9 protein-coding genes and 2 pseudogenes are annotated in these 18,497 nt (G+C 72.6%); 5 read left to right on the top strand and 6 right to left on the bottom strand.

Annotation, left to right across the window (positions count from 1 at the left end; all coding sequences use genetic code 11):
- Positions 1-14: 14 nt before the first annotated feature.
- Complete coding sequence (locus QFZ82_RS04660) at positions 15-854, top strand: hypothetical protein (RefSeq protein ID WP_307711905.1); 840 nt, start codon at positions 15-17, stop codon at positions 852-854.
- A gap of 79 nt (positions 855-933) precedes the next feature.
- Here the strand turns inward: QFZ82_RS04660 and QFZ82_RS04665 are convergent, their stop codons facing one another.
- The 3 genes from QFZ82_RS04665 to QFZ82_RS04675 all read right to left on the bottom strand — a co-directional run bounded on the left by QFZ82_RS04665 (position 934) and on the right by QFZ82_RS04675 (position 3,001).
- Complete coding sequence (locus QFZ82_RS04665) at positions 934-1,476, bottom strand: MOSC domain-containing protein (protein WP_307711906.1); 543 nt, start codon at positions 1,474-1,476, stop codon at positions 934-936.
- 145 nt (positions 1,477-1,621) lie between these two features.
- Positions 1,622-1,804 carry a hypothetical protein gene (locus tag QFZ82_RS04670; protein ID WP_307711907.1) on the bottom strand — a complete coding sequence of 61 codons (183 nt, stop codon included), beginning with the start codon at positions 1,802-1,804 and terminating at the stop codon, positions 1,622-1,624.
- A 90-nt stretch (positions 1,805-1,894) separates the two neighbouring features.
- Positions 1,895-3,001, bottom strand: a complete 1,107-nt coding sequence (locus tag QFZ82_RS04675) for an acyl-CoA desaturase (protein WP_307711908.1) — start codon at positions 2,999-3,001, stop codon at positions 1,895-1,897.
- Positions 3,002-3,379: 378 nt separating this feature from the next.
- On the opposite strand from QFZ82_RS04675, the gene QFZ82_RS04680 reads away from it, so the two are divergent.
- The 4 genes from QFZ82_RS04680 to adh all read left to right on the top strand — a co-directional run bounded on the left by QFZ82_RS04680 (position 3,380) and on the right by adh (position 11,094).
- Positions 3,380-6,292: a DEAD/DEAH box helicase gene (locus QFZ82_RS04680; RefSeq protein ID WP_307711909.1), complete on the top strand. Its 2,913-nt coding sequence runs from the start codon at positions 3,380-3,382 to the stop codon at positions 6,290-6,292.
- Positions 6,289-7,593: an SWF or SNF family helicase gene (locus tag QFZ82_RS04685; protein ID WP_307711910.1), complete on the top strand. Its 1,305-nt coding sequence runs from the start codon at positions 6,289-6,291 to the stop codon at positions 7,591-7,593. The genes QFZ82_RS04680 and QFZ82_RS04685 overlap by 4 nt, the downstream gene beginning before the upstream one ends.
- A gap of 600 nt (positions 7,594-8,193) precedes the next feature.
- Positions 8,194-9,447, top strand: a complete 1,254-nt coding sequence (locus QFZ82_RS04690; protein ID WP_307717619.1) for a GAF domain-containing protein — start codon at positions 8,194-8,196, stop codon at positions 9,445-9,447.
- Between the two features lie 123 nt (positions 9,448-9,570).
- Positions 9,571-11,094 carry an aldehyde dehydrogenase gene (adh, locus tag QFZ82_RS04695; protein WP_307711911.1) on the top strand — a complete coding sequence of 508 codons (1,524 nt, stop codon included), beginning with the start codon at positions 9,571-9,573 and terminating at the stop codon, positions 11,092-11,094.
- Positions 11,095-11,228: 134 nt separating this feature from the next.
- On the opposite strand, the pseudogene QFZ82_RS04700 reads toward adh, so the two are convergent.
- The 3 genes and pseudogenes from QFZ82_RS04700 to QFZ82_RS04715 all read right to left on the bottom strand — a co-directional run bounded on the left by QFZ82_RS04700 (position 11,229) and on the right by QFZ82_RS04715 (position 18,255).
- Positions 11,229-12,363: pseudogene (locus tag QFZ82_RS04700) on the bottom strand (ABC transporter substrate-binding protein).
- Between the two features lie 358 nt (positions 12,364-12,721).
- Complete coding sequence (locus QFZ82_RS04710) at positions 12,722-15,547, bottom strand: SpoIIE family protein phosphatase (RefSeq protein WP_373429231.1); 2,826 nt, start codon at positions 15,545-15,547, stop codon at positions 12,722-12,724.
- Between the two features lie 291 nt (positions 15,548-15,838).
- A pseudogene (locus tag QFZ82_RS04715) lies at positions 15,839-18,255 on the bottom strand (SpoIIE family protein phosphatase).
- Between the last annotated feature and the right edge of the window lie 242 nt (positions 18,256-18,497).

The following is an 18,497-nucleotide window of genomic DNA, read 5'->3' on the forward strand; positions in this document are numbered from 1 at the left end:
ACGGGGAGGTTGCCGTGGCCGGGGCGGAAGAGGCCGTCGACGACGACGCGCTGTATGTGCTGACCGCGGTACTGCTCACACCCGCGCAGTTCCCCAGCGTGCTCGGCGACGACTATCCCGCCGCCTGCGGGGCCCTGGGCCTCGAACCGTACGCCGAGGGGTACGGGCTGGTCCTCGGGCAGGACGCGGACGGCGCCCGGTGGACGGTGGTGGTCGACGACGTGTCCCTCGTCGCGGTGGCCATCGCCTCGTGGGACTGCGGCATGGAGTACGACCTGTCCCCCGACGAGCGCTCGATGGTGGCCGCGCTGCCGGGCTGGCCCCTGGCCGTGGCCGTCGCCGCGCCCAACCTCCCCTCGCCGCACGACCCCGCCCCCGAGGAGGGCGACCGGCCGCCGCTGGCGCCGCCGGACACGCGCCGCTGGGGTCCGGCCCAGCGCAGGCTGGGCGCGGACGAGATCGCCCTGCAGTGGGCGCAGTGGCGCGAACAGACCGGCCTTGTCGGACCGGACGGCGCTGACTCCGCCGGGGCGCAAGTGCCGTCCGGCGCGGCGGAGGCGGGCGCCGGGACGGCGTCGGGCGGGTTGAGCGAGGGCGTACGACGCGCGCTCGGCGAGGCCCGTGCCTACACCGAGTCGGCCCCGCCGCCCGGACGGGTCCGGTCGTCGTTCGCTCCCGGCGGGGCGCGGACGATCCGTGCCGACGGTCCCGGCTGGTCGATGGTCGCGAGGACGGACGACATCGCGTTCGTCCTGCTCGACGAGGAGCCCGGCGAGGTGATCCCGGTGGGACGCGGGCCCGAACTGCCGGGACTGCTCGAGAGGTTGGAGAAGGTCGCCGTCCACCCCGCGTGACCGCTGTCACGGCCCGGCCTCGCAGGCGCGCCGCGGACTCGGGACCGGTCGGCACCGGGCCCGTGTCGGCACGGCGGCCTCAGACCCGTTCGAGCGGGCAGTGCGGGCCCTCGGGGAGTTCGACGTCGATCGGGTCGCCCGGCCGGACCACGCCGCCGGTCCTGACCACGCCCATGATTCCGGCCTTGCGCACGACGGCGCCCGACTCGTCGCGGCCGACGACCTGCTTGAGCAGACCGTCCTGGAAGGCGTCGATCTGCAGGCAGGGATTGCGCAGGCCGGTCACCTCGACGACCGCTTCCGGGCCGAGCCTCAGCAGCGTGCCGACGGGGAGCGACAGCAGGTCGATCCCCGTGGTGGTCACGTTCTCCCCGAGATCGCCGGGGGTCACCTCGAAACCGGACCGGGCCACCTCGGCGAACAGCTCCTCGTGGATCAGGTGCACCTGACGGAGGTTGGGCTGGGTCGGGTCCTGCGCGAGGCGCGACCGGTGCTTGACGGTGACGCCCGCATGGACGTCGCCCTCCACCCCGAGCCCCGCGAGCAGCGTGATGCTGTCGCGGTTCGGCTTGGTGAACGAGTACTCCCCGTTGCTGCTGACCGCTGCGACTGCCGCACCCATCGTCGAGCTCCCCTCCCGTTGTCGCTGATCTCGCGTCTCAATGATCGTCCACGACCCTGCCCCTCCGGGAAGCATGACGATCCGCACACGGAAGCGGGCCGCACAGATGCGGCCCGCCCCGCCCCTCGGGGTCTTCGTCCGCCGGTCAGCGGCCGATCTCACGCCGGGACACACGGCGCAGCCTGCGGCGCTGACCCGGGTCGAGCATCAGATACGCCACGGCCGGCACGCCGAGCACCACCAGCAGCGACAGCCAGAATCCGATCAGCGGCATCAGGAGCAGGCCGACAGCCACTCCCCCGATCACGATCTTCGTGCGTGTCGACATTTCCGTCGCCTCCTCCGCGGCTGTGGCCGCTCCTGTGGGAAGAACGTTCGCGCCCGGCCGCCGGTTCCCCTGCGCGCCGGTGCGCAGCGGTCACGCGTCGGCGCGCAGGGGCTCGCCCACGTCGTGCAGATGCCCGAGGGCCTGGCGGTACGAGTCGATCAGCCCGGTCTCGGTGTACGGAACGGCCAGGGCTCGGCAGTGGGCACGGACCAGGGGCCGGGCGAGGGCTAGGTGGGGGCGCGGCATGCTCGGGAAGAGATGGTGCTCGATCTGGTAGTTGAGACTGCCGAGGAACCAGTCGGTGACGGGGCCGCCCCGGATGTTGCGCGAGGTGAGGACCTGGCGGCGCAGATGGCCCCAGTCCTTGCCGTGTTCACCGTCGGGCATCTCCATGCCCTTGTGGTTGGGGGCGAACGCCATCCCCAGGTGGAGCCCGAGGACCATCTGGTGCAGCAGGCCGAAGACGAGGGCCTGGCCGAGCGGCATGGTGGTCAGCAGCAGGGTCGCGTAGGCGGCGACATGGGCGAGGAGCAGGGCCGCTTCGACGGCCCGTTCACGCGGGCTCTGGCGGACCGAGGGCGTGCGGGAGAGGACCGCCCGGAATCCGTACACCTTGAGTGCGATGCCTTCGAGGGTGGTCAGCGGGAAGAACAGCCACGCCTGGTGCCGGGTGAGCCATCCCCGCAGGCCCTCGCGGCCCGCGGCGTGCGCGGTGGTGAAGACCAGGACGTCGGGCGCGACATCGGGGTCCTTGTCCACGTGGTTGGGGTTGGCGTGATGCCGGTTGTGCTTGTCGTTCCACCATTCCTGGCTCATGCCGAGGAGCAGATTGGCGTGGACGAGCTGGATGAGCCGGCTCCTGCGGCGGTCGCCGGTGATCTGCGCGTGCCCGGCGTCATGGCCGAAGAAGGCGGCGCGGGCGGAGAACAGGGCGAGGAGCGGGGCGAGCAGGAGCACCCACCAGGAACCGCCGGTCAGCGCCATGCCGGTGATCACCGCCGCCAGGGCCAGCAGGTTCACGGTGATGCCGCGGGTGTACCAGCCGGGCCGGCGTTCCAGGAGCCCTTGCTCCTTGACGGTCCGCAGCAGCGGGGCGAACTCGCTCCCCGCTGCCGCGGGGCCAGGGGCTGCGACGGCTGCGCCGCGGCCGGGTGGCGCGGCGGCGGGGGCCTCGAGGGTGGCGGCGGGTCGGGGCATGGGGTCTCCGTCTGTGGGTGTGCGGGCTGATGACTGGGGCGAGAGCTGCTGTGGGCCCAAAGGCGGGTCGCGGGAGCGGGAGAACCGAGGGGCCGGCCGCGCAGGGGTGTCGGGCGTTTCGGTGCCGGTCGCACCACCTCGCGACCTGCACCCACCGTAGGGAGCGCCGTACCCGGTGGACCATGACGGCACCACCCGGTTCGTTCGGGGGCATGCCCGCCCCCGGGGGTGGCGCCGGCTGCACCCCTGTCGTCACGTGCCGCCTACCTGTGACCCGCGTCACGCCAGGATCGCGCCCGTCCGCGGCCCGTGGTGAGGTACCCTCGGCGGTTCCGGCTCCGAGTAGTCAAATTTGAGGAATGCGTCTTCGCTGTGCACATGGCACCCACGGCAACGCCGTCTCCGCCCGCCGAACCCACGCTCTCCGTATCCGCCGTCTCCGGCCTCGCCCGCTGCCCAGCGCTGTTCCTGCCGGGCGATCCGGCCAGGGCCGGACGCGTCGCCTTTCTGCTCCCGGACGGTGACGACGCGCCGGCCACCGAGTACCGAACCGGTGAGCGCGGCACGATCACGGTCGTCACGGAGGCCGTGCACACCGCCGACGCACCGGCACTGCTGATGCCCGTCGCCGACGCGCTGCCCGTCCTGACCCGCGCACGCGCGCTGTCCGGCGCCTCGGACGCGGCAGCGTTCTGGGGGGCGGCCGCGGTGTTCGCACTGCAACTGGCCGCCCGCGGCCTGCTGTTGCCCGGCCTGAGCGCCGCCGACAACGACGCCTGGCGCATGGGGCCGCTCACCCCCGAGGACCTGGACCGGCTGCGTACGCTCGCGGCGTCCATGCCTCCCGCAGCACACGCGGTCCCTGTCGACCCGGCGGCCGACCCGCTGACGCTGCCCGAACCGGAGCGGCTGTTGCGGCAGTTCGTCGACGCCGTGGCCGACGGACTGCCGCGCAGCCCCGCGGCACCGCTCGCGGCAGGCGGCCCGGCGTTCGCGGCACAGGATCCGCTGCGGCTTCCCGACCAGCGGGAGTGGGCCGCCGACATCGCGGCCGGGCACGACGCGGGGGTGCGACTGTCCCTGCGCATCGAGGTCCTGGGCCTCGACACGGCCGACTCGGACGGCGGCACCGGCCCGGCCTTCCGGGCCGTGGTGCAGATGCACAGCGTGAGCGACCCGGCGCTGGCCGCCGACGCGGCGGACGTCTGGGCCGGCTCGGGCGCCTCGGCCGCCGCCTTCGGGCCCCGCGCACGGCTGGACGCCCTGCTCGCCCTGCGCCGTGCCGCCCGCGCCTGGCCTCCGCTCGCCCCGCTGCTGCACGCCGCCGTCCCCGACGCGATCGAACTCGCCGACGAGGAGATCGCCGAACTGCTCGGCGACGCGACGCGCGCGCTCGCGGCGACCGGACTCCAGGTGCACTGGCCACAGCAACTGGCCCGGCGTCTCACCGCCCGCGCTGTCGTCGGCCCGGTCGACGGCGAATCGGCGGACAGCGCGGGCGCGGACGCGGCGGCCCGGGAGTCCTCCGGGCTGCCGTCCTTCCTGTCGGCCGACGCCCTCCTCGCCTTCAACTGGCGTTTCGCGCTGGGGGACACGCAGCTGACCCGGTCCGAGCTCGACCGGCTCGCCGAGGCGGGCCGCCCTCTGGTGCGCCTGCGCGACGCATGGGTGCTCATCGACCCCGAAGAGGCGCGGCGGGCCCGGGAGAGCCAGGACCGCAAGGTGGCACCGATCGACGCGCTCGGCGCCGTGCTCACCGGTTCGGCGGACGTCGACGGCCGCCGTGTCGAGGTGACGGCGACCGGTCCCCTGGAACGGCTGCGCGAACGGCTCACCGACCCCGAGGGCGGGCCGCAGGAGGTCGCCCAGCCCGCGGCGCTGGCCGCGACCCTGCGCGACTACCAGTTGAGGGGCCTCAACTGGCTCCACCGGATGACGTCTCTGGGCCTCGGCGGATGCCTCGCCGACGACATGGGGCTCGGCAAGACCATCACCCTCGTCGCGCTCCATCTGCACCGCCAGACGGACCCCTCGGCCGCCGGCCCCACCCTCGTCGTCTGCCCCACCTCCCTGATGGGCAACTGGCAGCGGGAGATCGAGCGTTTCGCACCCGGCACGCCGGTGCGCCGATTCCACGGCTCCACCCGCTCGCTCGACGCCCTGGTCGAGGGCGAGGTGGTCCTCACGACGTACGGCACGATGCGGCTGGACGCGGCACGGCTCGCCGAGGTGCCGTGGGGCATGGTCGTGGCCGACGAGGCCCAGCACGTGAAGAACCCGTACTCGGCGACCGCCCGGCAACTGCGGACCATCGGCGCCAAGGCACGCGTCGCGCTCAGCGGCACACCCGTCGAGAACAACCTCTCCGAGCTCTGGGCCATCCTCGACTGGACCACGCCCGGCCTGCTCGGCAGGCTCGGTACGTTCCGGACCCGCTACGCCCAGGCGGTGGAGGGCGGAGACCCCGCGGCCGCCGCCCGGCTCTCCGCGCTCGTGCGGCCGTTCCTGCTGCGCAGGCGCAAGTCGGATCCGGGCATCGCCCCCGAACTGCCGCCCAAGACCGAGACCGACCGGACGGTGTCCCTCACCCCGGAACAGGCCGGACTGTACGAGGCGGTGGTGCGCGAGACCCTCGCCGCGATCTCGGAGGCCGGCGGCATGGAGCGGCGCGGTCTCGTGGTCAAGCTGCTCACCGGGCTCAAGCAGATCTGCAACCACCCCGCGCAGTACCTCAAGGAGGAGCGGCCGAGGATCGCGGACCGCTCCGGAAAGCTCGAACTGCTCGACGAGTTGCTGGACACGATCCTGGCCGAGGACGCGAGCGTGCTCGTGTTCACCCAGTACGTGCGGATGGCACGACTGCTGGAGAAGCACCTGGCGGCCCGGGGCGTACCGACCCAGTTCCTCCACGGCGGTACGCCCGTCGCCGAGCGCGAGGCCATGGTCCGGCGCTTCCAGAACGGTGACGTGCCCGTGTTCCTGCTGTCGTTGAAGGCAGCGGGCACAGGGCTCAACCTCACCAGGGCGGAGCATGTCGTGCACTTCGACCGCTGGTGGAACCCTGCCGTCGAGGCGCAGGCCACCGACCGTGCGTACCGCATCGGCCAGGACCGGCCCGTGCAGGTGCACCGGCTCATCGCCGAGGGCACCATCGAGGACCGCATCGCGCAGATGCTGGACCGGAAGAAGGAGCTGGCGGACGCGGTGCTCGGCTCCGGCGAGGCGGCACTCACGGAGATGACCGACGCCGAACTGGCGGAACTGGTGGAACTGCGGGGGAGCGGACGATGAGCGGAACACCTGACGTGGAGCGGACCTTCGACGCGCTGCCTCCCGCGGGTGGCAGCGGCTTCGCGCAGACCTGGTGGGGGCGGGCCTGGCTCAAGGCGCTGGAGGACACGGCGCTGGACGGCGAGCAGTTGAAGAAGGGCCGCCGCCACGCGCGCGACGGGGCGGTCGGCGCGGTGTCGGTCCGTCCCGGCCGGATCACCGCGGTCGTCCGCGACCGGGACGGCACCGCGTACCGCAGCGACGTGCTGCTGCGGGAGCTCGACGAGGCGGAGTGGGACCGGTTGCTCGGCACGGCGGTGGACCGGGCGGAGCACATCGCGGCCCTGCTGGACCGGGAGATGCCCCCGCACCTGGTGGAGGACGCGGCCGCGGGAGGGGTGGAACTCCTCCCCGGCATCGGTGACCTGGAGCCCGAGTGCACCTGCGACGCCTGGGACCACTGCCCCCACACGGCCGCGCTGTGCTACCAGGTCGCGCGGCTGCTGGACCAGGACCCGTTCGTGCTGCTGCTGATGCGGGGCCGCGCGGAGCGAAGGCTGCTGGACGAGCTCCAGGCACGCAGCGTGGCGCGCGCGAGCACGCCGTCGCCGCAGTCGCCGCGGCAGGACGAGCCCCCGGAGGTCATGGGCGTACGGGCCGACGAGGCGTTCGCGGCCCGGGACATCCTGCCTCCACTGCCCCCTCCCCCGCCCCTGCCCGAGGAGGCGGGCCCCCCGCCGGCGCTGGACACGGAAACGCATCCGGCGCCCGGGATCGACCCGGACGCCCTGGAGTTCCTCGCGGCGGACGCTGCCGCGCGCGCCCGCGCGCTGCTGGCGTCGGCGCTCGCCCCGGGGCACGCGGAGGCTCCGCCTCCCCCCGTGCTGACCCCCCGCCAGGACGCGGTGCGCATGGCGGCGTCGTCCCCGGGGCCGGTCGTCGAGGGGCGGATCGCGACGGGCACCGGACGCAGTCGTGCGGAGCTCGACCTCGCCGTACGGGCGTGGCGGTACGGCGGGGCCGCCTCGCTCGCCGTCCTGGAGAACGACGTCACGCCCGACCCGGCGCAGGTGGCACGAGCCGCGGCGGCCCTCGGCACGGCGTGGGCCGAGGGGGACGAGTCGGGCCGCCCGCGGCTGCGGCCGGCCGGCGCGGCACGCTGGACGGTGGTCGGCGCGCAGGTGCAGCTGCGCCTGAGCCCGGACGGCCGCTGGTGGCCCTACCGCCGTGAGCGTGCGGTGTGGGCGCCGGTGGGTCCCGCGTCCGCGGATCCGGCGTCGGCGCTGGCGCTCGCGCTGGGCGAGCGCACGGCGGAGGACTGACGCACCGGGCGCCCCAGGCCCGTCCCCAGCGAGGCGCCGCCGGCCGACGTCTGCGACACCAACCACACCTGTGTCGCGAGAATCCGTCGGCAGTCGCTGCCGGCGGGGATCCTCAAGGCGGTCCGCACCGTCGTCTGCGGGAGCTCTCCGCCGTCCTGCCGCGTTCCTGACCCGCCCCCAGGAGGTCTCCCCATGCACCGCAGGAGTCTGCTCCGGGGCGTCGCCGCGACGGCCGCCGCCGGCGCCCTGGTACCCGCCCCGTCCGCCCACTCGGCCGCCCTCGCGGCCGACTTCCCCGACGCCGAGTGGGTGCCCGCGACGGCGTCCAACCGGACGGCGTCGAACAGGCCGTCGGCGTACCCCGTCCAGTACGTCGTCGTCCATGTCACCCAGGAGACGTATGCGGACACCCTGGTGATCTTCAAGGACCCGGCCAGGAAGGTGTCGGCACACCGATCCGGGCCCGTACTGGGACTGGAGCCGCTACATCCGGCTCGTCAACTTCGCCTGAGGGACCGCCCGGAACGCCGGGCCGCACGACCGGCGCACGGTCCTTGTCGGACCCCGCCGGCCGGGCGACGATGGGCGCGGGAGGGCGATGTGAGCGATCCGTGGGTGGCCCTGGAATCCGGCGCCGATCCGGCCGAACGCAGCGCGGCGCTGCGCCGGGCGTACGACGCCTATGTGACAGGGGGCCGTGTCGAGATGCCCGTACGGCCCGAGGTGGCGGACTCCTGGCGGCGCTCGGCGCGCGCCCGGGTCAGCCCGGAGGGCATGGCGGGCGTGGACCTCGACGGGGAGGACCTCGGCGCCTACCGGGACAGTCACGCACTGGCCCGGGTGATGCCGGTGATCCGTGAACTGACCGGCGCGTACGCGACGGACGGCGGGCACCTGGTGGCCGTCTGCGACGCCCACGGCCGGCTGCTGTGGGTGGAGGGACCTCCGGCGACGCGCCGGAAGGCGAGCCGGATGAACTTCGTGCCGGGTGCCCGCTGGGCCGAGGCGGTCGCGGGGACGAACGCGCCCGGTACGGCGATCACCGTGGGGCGGCCGGTGCAGGTGTTCGCCGCCGAGCACTTCCGCAGGCCCGTCCAGTCGTGGACGTGCGCCGCCGCCCCGATCCACGACCCGGCCACGGGCCGCGTGCTCGGCGCGGTGGACATCACCGGCGGGGACCAGCTCGCCCACCCGCACAGCCTCGCGTTCGTCGGAGCCGTGGCGCGGGCCGCCGAGTCGCAGCTGGCCCTGCTCGCACCGCCGCCCGCGACCGAGGCCGTGCGGCTGACGGCGCTCGGGCGGGACGAGGCGTTGCTGACCGTCACAGGCCGCAGGCTGCGGCTCAGCCGCCGGCACAGCGAGATCCTCGTCGTCCTGGCCGGCCGCCCCGACGGCATCGGCGGCGACGAACTGCTGGTCGAGCTGTACGAGGACGAGACGGTCACCCCCGTGACCCTGCGCGCGGAACTGTCCCGGCTGCGGCACCTGCTCGGCCCCGGCCTGCTGCGCTCGCGCCCCTACCGGCTCGCGGCCCCGGTCGACGCCGACTTCGACACGGTGACGCGGCGGCTGGCGTCCGGTGCCGTGACCGACGCGGTGGGGGTGTACGCGGGTCCGCTGCTGCCGGCGTCGCAGGCGCCCGCGGTGGTCCGGCTGCGCGGGCGCCTGGAGAACCAGCTCCGTGCCGCGCTGATCGCGCGCGGTGATCCGGCGCTGCTGGCGGACTGGGCGTACAGCACGTGGGGCGAGGACGACCTGCCCGCGTGGCGGGCGCTGGCGTCCGTGCTGCCGCGCGGTCGGCGGGCGGCGGCGCTTGCGCGCGTGGCGGAGCTGGACGCCTGGCAGCGCGGGTGACGACCGTGCGGCGGGGACGGCCGCGAAGGCGACGCCGCGCAACCCGGTTGCAACGTTCCGCTTCCTAACCTCTGCGCAAGCGCCGCCCAACGGCGGGCGGCGCCCCACCGGGAGGCCCAGGACATGACCCGATACGCAAAGCCGAACGCCGAAGGCTCCGTCGTCTCCTACGCGTCGCGCTACGACCACTGGATCGGCGGCGAGTACGTCGAACCGGCGCGCGGCCAGTACTTCGAGAACCCGAGCCCGGTCGACGGCCGCCCGTTCACCGAGATCGCCCGCGGCACGGCCGAGGACGTCGAGCGCGCCCTGGACGCGGCCCATGCGGCGGCGCCGGCGTGGGGTCGCACCTCGGCGGCCGAACGCGCGGGCATCCTGCTGAGGATCGCCGACCGGATGGAGGCGAACCTCGAACAGCTCGCCGTCGCCGAGACGTGGGACAACGGCAAGCCGGTGCGCGAGACGCTGGCCGCCGACATCCCGCTGGCGATCGACCACTTCCGCTACTTCGCCGGGACGCTGCGCGCCCAGGAGGGCTCGCTGAGCGAGATCGACGACGACACGGTGGCGTACCACTTCCACGAGCCCCTTGGTGTGGTCGCGCAGATCATCCCGTGGAACTTCCCCATTCTGATGGCCACATGGAAGCTGGCGCCCGCGCTGGCGGCGGGCAACGCGGTCGTGCTGAAGCCGGCCGAGCAGACCCCGGCGTCCATCCACGTGTGGCTGAGCCTCGTCGCCGACCTGCTGCCGCCGGGTGTCCTCAACATCGTCAACGGCTTCGGCGTGGAGGCGGGCAAGCCGCTGGCGTCCAGCCCCCGGGTCGCCAAGATCGCGTTCACCGGCGAGACCACGACCGGGCGGCTGATCATGCAGTACGCCTCGGAGAACATCAAGCCGGTCACCCTGGAACTGGGTGGCAAGTCGCCCAACATCTTCTTCGACGACGTGTGGGCGGCGGACGACGACTTCCGCGACAAGGCGCTGGAGGGCTTCACCATGTTCGCCCTCAACCAGGGCGAGGTCTGCACGTGTCCGTCGCGTGCGCTGATCCAGCGCGGACGCTACGGGGAGTTCCTGGAGGCCGCCGTGGTCCGCACGGAGAAGATCGTGCCCGGCCATCCGCTCGACACGGACACGATGATCGGCGCGCAGGCCTCCAACGACCAGCTGCAGAAGATCCTTTCGTACCTGGACATCGGCCGGCAGGAGGGCGCCAAGATCCTGACGGGTGGTCAGCGCATCGAACAGGGCGGCGAACTGGCGGGCGGCTACTACGTCCAGCCCACCATCTTCGAGGGCGACAACAGGATGCGGATCTTCCAGGAGGAGATCTTCGGCCCGGTCGTCGCGGTCACGTCCTTCACGGACTTCGACGACGCGATCGCGACGGCGAACGACACGCTGTACGGCCTGGGCGCCGGCGTCTGGACGAGGGACGGCAGCACGGCGTACCGGGCGGGCCGGGCGATCCAGGCGGGCCGGGTGTGGACGAACTGCTACCACGCCTACCCGGCGCATGCCGCGTTCGGCGGCTACAAGCAGTCGGGCATCGGCCGCGAGACGCACAAGATGATGCTGGACCACTACCAGCAGACGAAGAATCTGCTGGTGTCGTACTCGCCGAAGAAGCTGGGCTTCTTCTAGACACAGGAGAAGGGTGCCTGGCGTGGGCTTCTGCCCGTCAGGCGCCCTTCACGGCACACACCTGCGCAGCGAGCCGAAGTTCGGCCCGACTCCCCGGCCCGGGGGCCGGACTCGTGATCCCTCACGTGATGAGTTCAGCCTCCTACGGCCTTCGCCCAGCCCCGGTCGACCGTCACCCTCGCCTTCTCCAGTTGCGCGTCCGTGGGGAACTGGGGCTCCCCCTCGACCGTCGGCAGTTTTGCCGCGGCGTCCTCGTCGAGGGTGCCGTCCTCGCGCATGGTCTCCATCAGTACCGGGCGGGCGTAGCCCTTGAGCCGGAGGTTCTGGCCCGTCGCGCTGAAGAGATACTCCTGCCACAGGCGGGCCGCCGCCGGGTGCGGGGCGTTCTTGTTGACGGCCAGGGCGTAGTACTGGGCGAAGCTGCCGTCGAAGGGGATCGCGACCCGCCAGTCCACGCCCTTGCCGCGGAACCGGTCCGAGTAGTCGAGGTTGACGTAGTCCCAGTCGATGCTGATGGGGGTCCTGCCGGTCTCCACCGCGGCCGAGGTCGACTCGACGGGGTTGAAGTTGCCTCGGTCGTTCAGCTCGGCGAAGAAGTCGAGGCCGGGGCGGATGTCGTCGAACGACCCCCCGTTCGCGAGGGCGGCCGCGTAGACGCCGGCGAAGGCGGTGCTGGAACGGGTGGGGTCGCCGTCGAGCGAGACCTTCCCCTTGTACCGGGGGTCCAGCAGATCGGCGAAGGTCCCGGGGGCAGGGCTTGACGCGGTTGGCGTCGCAGCCGATGGAGATGTAGCCGCCGTAGTTGTTGTACCAGCGGGCCTCGCTGTCCTTCTGGTTGTCCGGGATCGAGCCGTACGCTGCGACCCTGTACGGCGCGAGCAGGCCCTGCCGGGCCGCAGTCCGGGCGAAGGTGTCCCCTACATCGATGACGTCGGGGGCGTCGGCGCTCTTCCCGCTCTTCTTGATGGCGTCGATCTCGTCCTGGCTGGATCCCTCGGGATCGTCGACGGTGACCTTGATCCCGTACTTCTTCTCGAAGTCGTCGATCAGACCGCCGTAGTCGGCCCAGTCACGCGGAAGCGCGATCGCGTTGAGCGCACCCTCGTCCTTCGCCGCGGCGATCAGCTTGCTCATGCCCCCCGCCTCCTTGGCCGAGGTGGCCACCGACGGCTTCACGGGCGTGGCCTTCGGCGTCTCGGTGCAGGCGCTCAGGATCAGGAGGGTGAGGCAGCCCGCGGCGGCCGCTGTTCGGACACGAGGTGCAGTCACGATGGCTCCAGGACGCAGAGGGTCGGGAAAACGCGGGGGCGGGCACGAGCGGTTGTCACCGGAGCAGGTCCGGCTTTCGCCGGATACGACACGTCCTCAGGGTGACGAGCAGTGGCGCTGAGCGGTCTTGCGACGAGATGCGGCGGGTGGCATCCGCGGCAGGGCGCCACCGTCGCGGCACGTACCCGATCGGCCGGTTCAGGGAGGCGCGATGCTCCGGGGGCGCAATCCGGTTCGGCGCAGCCTCCGGCCGCCGCGCCGATCGTTCCGGCCGGAGCCACGGCGGCGGGCCGAAAGCCGTGGCCCCGCCAGTGGGGCGTGGCGGGCGAGTGGTCGTACGGCGACTTCGCGATGCCCCTCACCCTGCCGCGCCGTTCTGCTCCCTGCCTTCGCCGGAAAGCGGCTCCTCCTCGTCGAGCAGGATCTCGGCGAGTCCTTCCACCGAGGGGCCGGCGCCGCCGTGGAGGGACAGCTCGGCCCAGATGACCTTTCCGGTGGGCGTGTAGCGGGTGCCCCAGCGTTCGGCGAACCGGGCCACAAGGAAGAGTCCGCGGCCGCCCTCGTCGGTGACCTTGGCCCGCCGCAGTCGTGGTGAGGTGCTGCTGCCGTCGGAGACCTCGCAGATCAGGGCTCGGTCACGGAGGAGCCGGACGCTGATGGGCTCGGCGCCGTAGCGGATGGCGTTGGTGATCAGTTCGCTGAGGACGAGTTCGACGGCGAAGTCGATCTGGTCGAGGCCCCATTCCTGGAGCCGCCGGACACAGGCAGCGCGGACCGGGGCGACCGCCGCCGGGTCGCGGGGCACCTGCCATTCGGCGATCCGGGTGGGATCGAGCCGGTGGGTGCGGGCCACCAGCAGCGCGATGTCGTCCCGGGCCCGGTCCGGCATCATGGCGTCGACGACCGCGGCGCAGGTGTCCTCCGGGGAACGGTCGGGCCCGGACAGCGCGTCGCGCAGGGCCGCCATGCCGGCGTCCAGGTCGCGGTCCCGGTCCTCGATCAGCCCGTCGGTGTAGAGCACCAGCCGGGAGCCCTCGGGCACGGTCAGCTCGGCGCTCTCGTCGGGCAGTCCGGTCCCGAGGCCGAGCGGCGGGGAGATCGGCAGCTCGGGGAAGTCCACGGTCCCGTCGGGGTGGACCACCGCCGGTCCGGGATGGCCGGCGGTGGCGACCGCCAGTTGCCCGGAGGCGGGATCGTAGACGGCGTACAGGCAGGTCGCGCCGGTGATCCCCTGGCCTTCCCCGTCGGCGGCGGCCTCGTCGCTGTCGATCTGGGCCACCAGTTCGTCGACGCGGCCGAGCAGTTCCTCCGGCGGGATGTCCAGGACGGAGAAGTTGTGCACGGCGGTGCGCAGTCGGCCCATGGTGGCCGCCGCGTGCAGGCCGTGCCCCACGACGTCGCCGACGACCAGCGCGACCCGGGCACCCGACAGCGGGATGACGTCGAACCAGTCCCCGCCCACCCCGGCCCGGGCGGGTAGATAGCGGTAGGCCACCTCCAAGGCCGTCTGCTCGGGCACCCGGCTGGGCAGCAGGCTGCGCTGCAACGTGACAGCCATGGTGTGCTCGCGGGTGTAGCGGCGGGCGTTGTCGATGCACACCGCCGCCCGGGCGGCCAGCTCCTCGGCGAAGGACACGTCCTCTTCCTCGAACGGCGGGGAGGCGTTCCCCCGCCAGTAGTGGGCCGCTCCGAGCACCACCCCCCGGGCGCGCAGCGGAACAAGGATCAGGGAGTGAATGCCGTGGTCCAGGACCCGTCGGGCGCGATCGGGGTCCTGGGCCCGCCAGCCCTCGGAGGCGCTCAGGTCCTCCACCAGGACCGCTCGGCCGTCGGCCGCGCCCGCGGCCATGGGGTGGGCGGCGACGAAGCGGATCAGCTGGCCGGCCGGGTACAGCAGATGGTCCCCCACCAGGCCGACGACGGCGGTGCGGCGCATCTCGGTGCTCACGCCGGAGGGCTCCTCACCGTGCAGGACCGGGTCCAGGAGTTCGACGGTGACGACGTCGGCGAAGCGGGGGACCGCGACCTCCGCGAGTTCCTCAGCGGTGCGCGTGACATCCAGGGTGGTCCCGATCCGCACGCCGGCGTCATAGAGCAGCTCCAGCCGTTGGCGCGCGGTCTCGGCTCTGCCGGAGAGAGCCTGCAGTTCGGTGGTGTCCCGCAGCGTCACCACCCTGCTCGCCGGGGCCTGGGAAGCGGTGAACCGCTTGTTGACGGCGAGGAGCCGGTCAGCCGCCAGGTGCACCTCGTCGGTGGCCGGGCGATCGGACGTGAGCAGCCCGGCGAGGTCGGCGTTCAGCCCCAGCGCGCTCACGTGGCGACGTTCCGCATCCTCCGGCAGGTCCAGCAGGCGGCGGGCCTCGTCGTTGGCCAACAGCAGCCGGCCGTCACCTCCGACGATCAGCACTCCTTCCCGTACGGCGTGGAGGACCGCATCGTGGTGCTCGTACATCCGCGTCATCTCGGCCGGGCCCAGGCCGTGGGTCTGCTTCTGGAGGCGACGGCTCACCAGTGCCGACCCGCCCGCGGCGAGGGCGAGTGTCCCGGCCGCGACCCCGAACAGGACCGGCAGTTGCTGGTTCACCCGGTCCTGAACGTTCCCCACCGTGACGACGGAGGAGACAATGGCGACGGCCGAGTTGCCGGTGTCCTTGACGGGGACGGCCGAGATCACGGAGAGCCCCAGGGCACCCTCGAAGGTCCTGGTGAACGACTTTCCTGCCGCCGCTTCCGCGTAGGGGCCGATGACGTGCTTTCCGATCTGCTTCGGGTCGCTGTGGGTGAGGGTGATCCCGTCCGGCCGGTAGACGATGACGGCGTCGACACCGGCGGCCCTGCGAACCGCCTCGGCGCTCGGCTGCAGCACCGCTGTGGGGTCGGGACTCTCCAATGCCGTGAGGAGCCCTGGTGATTTCGCGAAGGTCTCGGCCGCGGTGAGCGTCCGGCTCCGGGCGTCCGCCATGCTGTCGCGGCGCGCCTGCAGTACGAGGGCCACCAGCGCGGCAACGACGACCAGCACCACAACCGCCAGCTGCAGGAGGAACACCTGGCCGGCGAGGCTGCGCACGCGCAGCAGGGAACGCAGGCGCCGCAGCAACCGCCGCGCGCTCCGTCTACCGAGCGCCTGGTCACTCCCGGGCGACTGAGGCGATCGACGCCCGATTCGCCCCAAAAAATTCCACATGGAACATTTCTATCGTTTTCGGCTACTGATCACGGGGCGATCGGGGGGACCGGTCACGGTGGAACCGCCGGGCGTTTCGGCCCGCCGCGCCCGGACGGGCATCCGGCCCGAAGTCGTCTGCCGGAAGTCGGGCGCGCGCGTGATCCGGTCCTGCGACCTCCAGCAGGGAAGTGGCCGCTCCCCGCTTCCCGCCTCCGGCTTCCCGCCCGGCCCGGCCCGGCCCGGCCCCTGCAGAGCCTGCTGCACATCGACCGGTAGCAACACACTCGCGGGCGTGGCCGGGGTGCCGGCTCACAGCCCGAGCAGCGACTGCTCGGTCCAGACGGTCTTGCCCTCGCGTGTGTGTAGCGGGTGCCCCAGCGCTCGGTCAGCTGGGCCACCAGTAACAGGCCCCGGCCGCCCTCATCGGTGGTGCGGGCGCGACGCAGGTGTGGTGAGGTGTGGCTCGCGTCGGCGACCTCGCAGACGAGACATCGTTCCCGGATGAGTCGCAGGGTCACGGGGCCACTGGCGTAGCGGTAGGCGTTGGTGACCAGTTCACTGGCGATCAATTCTGTGGTGAACGCCAGGTGTTCCAGCCCCCATTGGGCGAGTTGGGCCGTGGCGAGCGCTCTGGCCTGGGCGGCGGCGGTCGGATGCAGCGGCAGTTGCCAGGAGACGACGTTCTCCGGTGGCAGTACACGGGTGCGTGCGATGAGCAGGGCGATGTCGTCAGCGGGCTGAGCGGGCACGAGGGAGTCGACAACCGCCTGGCACGTCTTCTCCAAGGCCTCCTCGGGGTGCGTGAGCGCTGTGCGCAGCCGTTGCAGGCCTGTGTCGACGTCCATGTGGCGTTCGCCGATGAGTCCGTTGGTGTAGAGCGTGAGCAGGCTGCCCTCGGCCAGTTCGATCTCCCGGGTCTCGAACGGCAGACCGCCCAGGCCGAGCGGTGGGCCGGGGGGCAGGTCGAGCAGGTCTGCCTGTCCGTCCGGTGTGGTCACGACCGGTGGGGGGTGACCGGCGCGCGCCGCGGAGCATTGCCGGGAGACCGGGTCGTAGACGGCGTACAGGCAGGTGGCGCCGACGATCTGCTCGCCCGCGGGTCGTTCGCCGGCTGTCTCTTGTTCCGCGGCAAGGAGGTTGACCAGGTCGTCCAGTCGGGAGAGGACCTCGTCCGGTTCCAGGTCGAGGGTGGCGAGGGTGTGCACGGCGGTGCGCAGCCGCCCCATCGTGGCAGCGGCGTGCAGTCCGTGGCCCACCGCGTCGCCGACGACGAGGGCGACCCTGGCCCCGGACAACGGAATGACGTCGAACCAGTCACCGCCGGGACCGGGGGCCGTACTGGCCGGGAGGTAGCGAGGGGCCACTTCGACGGCCGGCTGGTGCGGAACCGTCCTCGGCAGCAGAGTCCGTTGCAGGGTGGACGCGGTCTGCTGCTGTTGGGTGAAGCGTCGGGCGTTGTCGATGCTGACGGCGGCGCGCGAGGCGAGTTCCTGGGCCAGTGTGAGATCGTCCGCCTCGAACGGCTCGGGGTGCCGCGATCGCCACAGGCTCATCACACCCAGTACCAGGCCGCGCGCGGCCAGCGGCACCACGATCAGGGAATGGGCCGAGAGGTCCGGTGCGTGCTCGCCCTGGCGCGGTTCTGCCAGGAACCAGTCGGGCGAAAGGACCGGTTCGAGGAGGGGACGCCCGTCGGCCAGGCAGCCGGCCTGTGGTGTGCCCGGTGCGAACTCCACGGGCTCCCCTTCCAGGTGCGCCGGGTCGGGCTGCTGGGCCATGACGCCGCGGACCGCGACCCGTGCGACGGGCCCCGGCAGCGCCTGTGCCGGCTCCTCGCCGCGCATCACCGGTTGCGACAGGTCCACCGATACGTGGTCGGCCAGGTGGGGAACCATCACATCCGCGAGTTCGCAGGCGGTCTGTCGCACGTCGAGCGTCGATCCGATGCGGGCGCCGGCCTGGGCGAGGAGCGCCAGGCGAAGTCGGGCCCGATGGCGTTCGGTGACGTCCTCGATCGTCTCGGCCACCCCCAGGACCCGGCCGGCGGGATCTTCCAGTCGGAAGGCCGAGACGGACGCGGCCCGCACTCGTGTCGGATCCCGCTGCAGGCGGGCGTACTGCTCGGTGGAGACCAGTGATCTCCCGGTCTCCATCACCTGGCGGACCCGGTCCACGGATTTCCGCGCGTCCTCGGCGACCAGCAGGGCGCCCGTGGGCATTCCCCGAAAGGAAGCGACCGGGATTCCGGTGAACCGTTCGACCGCCCTGTTGACCCGCAGAATCGTCATCTCGGGGCTGTGGACGGCCAGACCGATCGGACACCGGCGGAACAACCCGTCGAGAACCGCGCGGTCTCTCTGCCACTCGAGGACCTCCGCCGCGGGCGCCCCGGCGAGGAACCATTCGCGGACATGGTCACCGCGCAGCAGCGCACGTGCCCGCAGACCCATCTCCACGAGCCGCCCGCTGCGATGCCGCACCGCCAGTACGCCGAACCAGCCTCCGTCTCTCCTGCACGTCGCCGCGGCGTGCTCGGCGGCCCGCCGGTCGCCGGGATCGAGCAGGACATCGAAGACCGGACGGCCGATCACCGCGGACTGCGGGTAGCCGAGCAACTCCTGGGCCCGCAGGCTCCAGCCGACCACGGTTCCCCGGTCGTCGAGCACCGCCGAGGCGGCGTGGTGCAGGGCGAACGGATCGTCCCCGCTCTCGCTGAGCACCGTCATCCGCTTCTCCACCCCGGACACCACCTCGTATCGGATACCGATGTTCCCCCCTGGTTCTCGCACGCGGCCGGCAACCGGCGTGACTCAGACCCGGGTGGGTCGCTCCCTGATCCGACGACCGGTGCGGGGACCAGGCTGATGCCAATGATGTATTGAACTCCGGTCAGGGCCGACACCCCGCCGGGCACCGTGTCACGGCGTGGCGGCCATCACACGTACGGGTCCACGGTGGATCCGCCCTG

This window comes from Streptomyces sp. V4I23, assembly GCF_030817975.1.
Lineage (GTDB): Bacteria > Actinomycetota > Actinomycetes > Streptomycetales > Streptomycetaceae > Streptomyces.

What these genes read in the sequence shown, in the direction of transcription:
- QFZ82_RS04665 (WP_307711906.1), bottom strand. Translation starts at nt 1,476, where the DNA reads ATGGGTGCGGCAGTCGCAGCGGTCAGCAGCAACGGGGAGTACTCGTTC.
- QFZ82_RS04670 (WP_307711907.1), bottom strand. Translation starts at nt 1,804, where the DNA reads ATGTCGACACGCACGAAGATCGTGATCGGGGGAGTGGCTGTCGGCCTG.
- QFZ82_RS04675 (WP_307711908.1), bottom strand. Translation starts at nt 3,001, where the DNA reads ATGCCCCGACCCGCCGCCACCCTCGAGGCCCCCGCCGCCGCGCCACCC.
- QFZ82_RS04680 (WP_307711909.1), top strand. Translation starts at nt 3,380, where the DNA reads ATGGCACCCACGGCAACGCCGTCTCCGCCCGCCGAACCCACGCTCTCC.
- QFZ82_RS04685 (WP_307711910.1), top strand. Translation starts at nt 6,289, where the DNA reads ATGAGCGGAACACCTGACGTGGAGCGGACCTTCGACGCGCTGCCTCCC.
- adh (WP_307711911.1), top strand. Translation starts at nt 9,571, where the DNA reads ATGACCCGATACGCAAAGCCGAACGCCGAAGGCTCCGTCGTCTCCTAC.
- QFZ82_RS04710 (WP_373429231.1), bottom strand. Translation starts at nt 15,547, where the DNA reads ATGTGGAATTTTTTGGGGCGAATCGGGCGTCGATCGCCTCAGTCGCCC.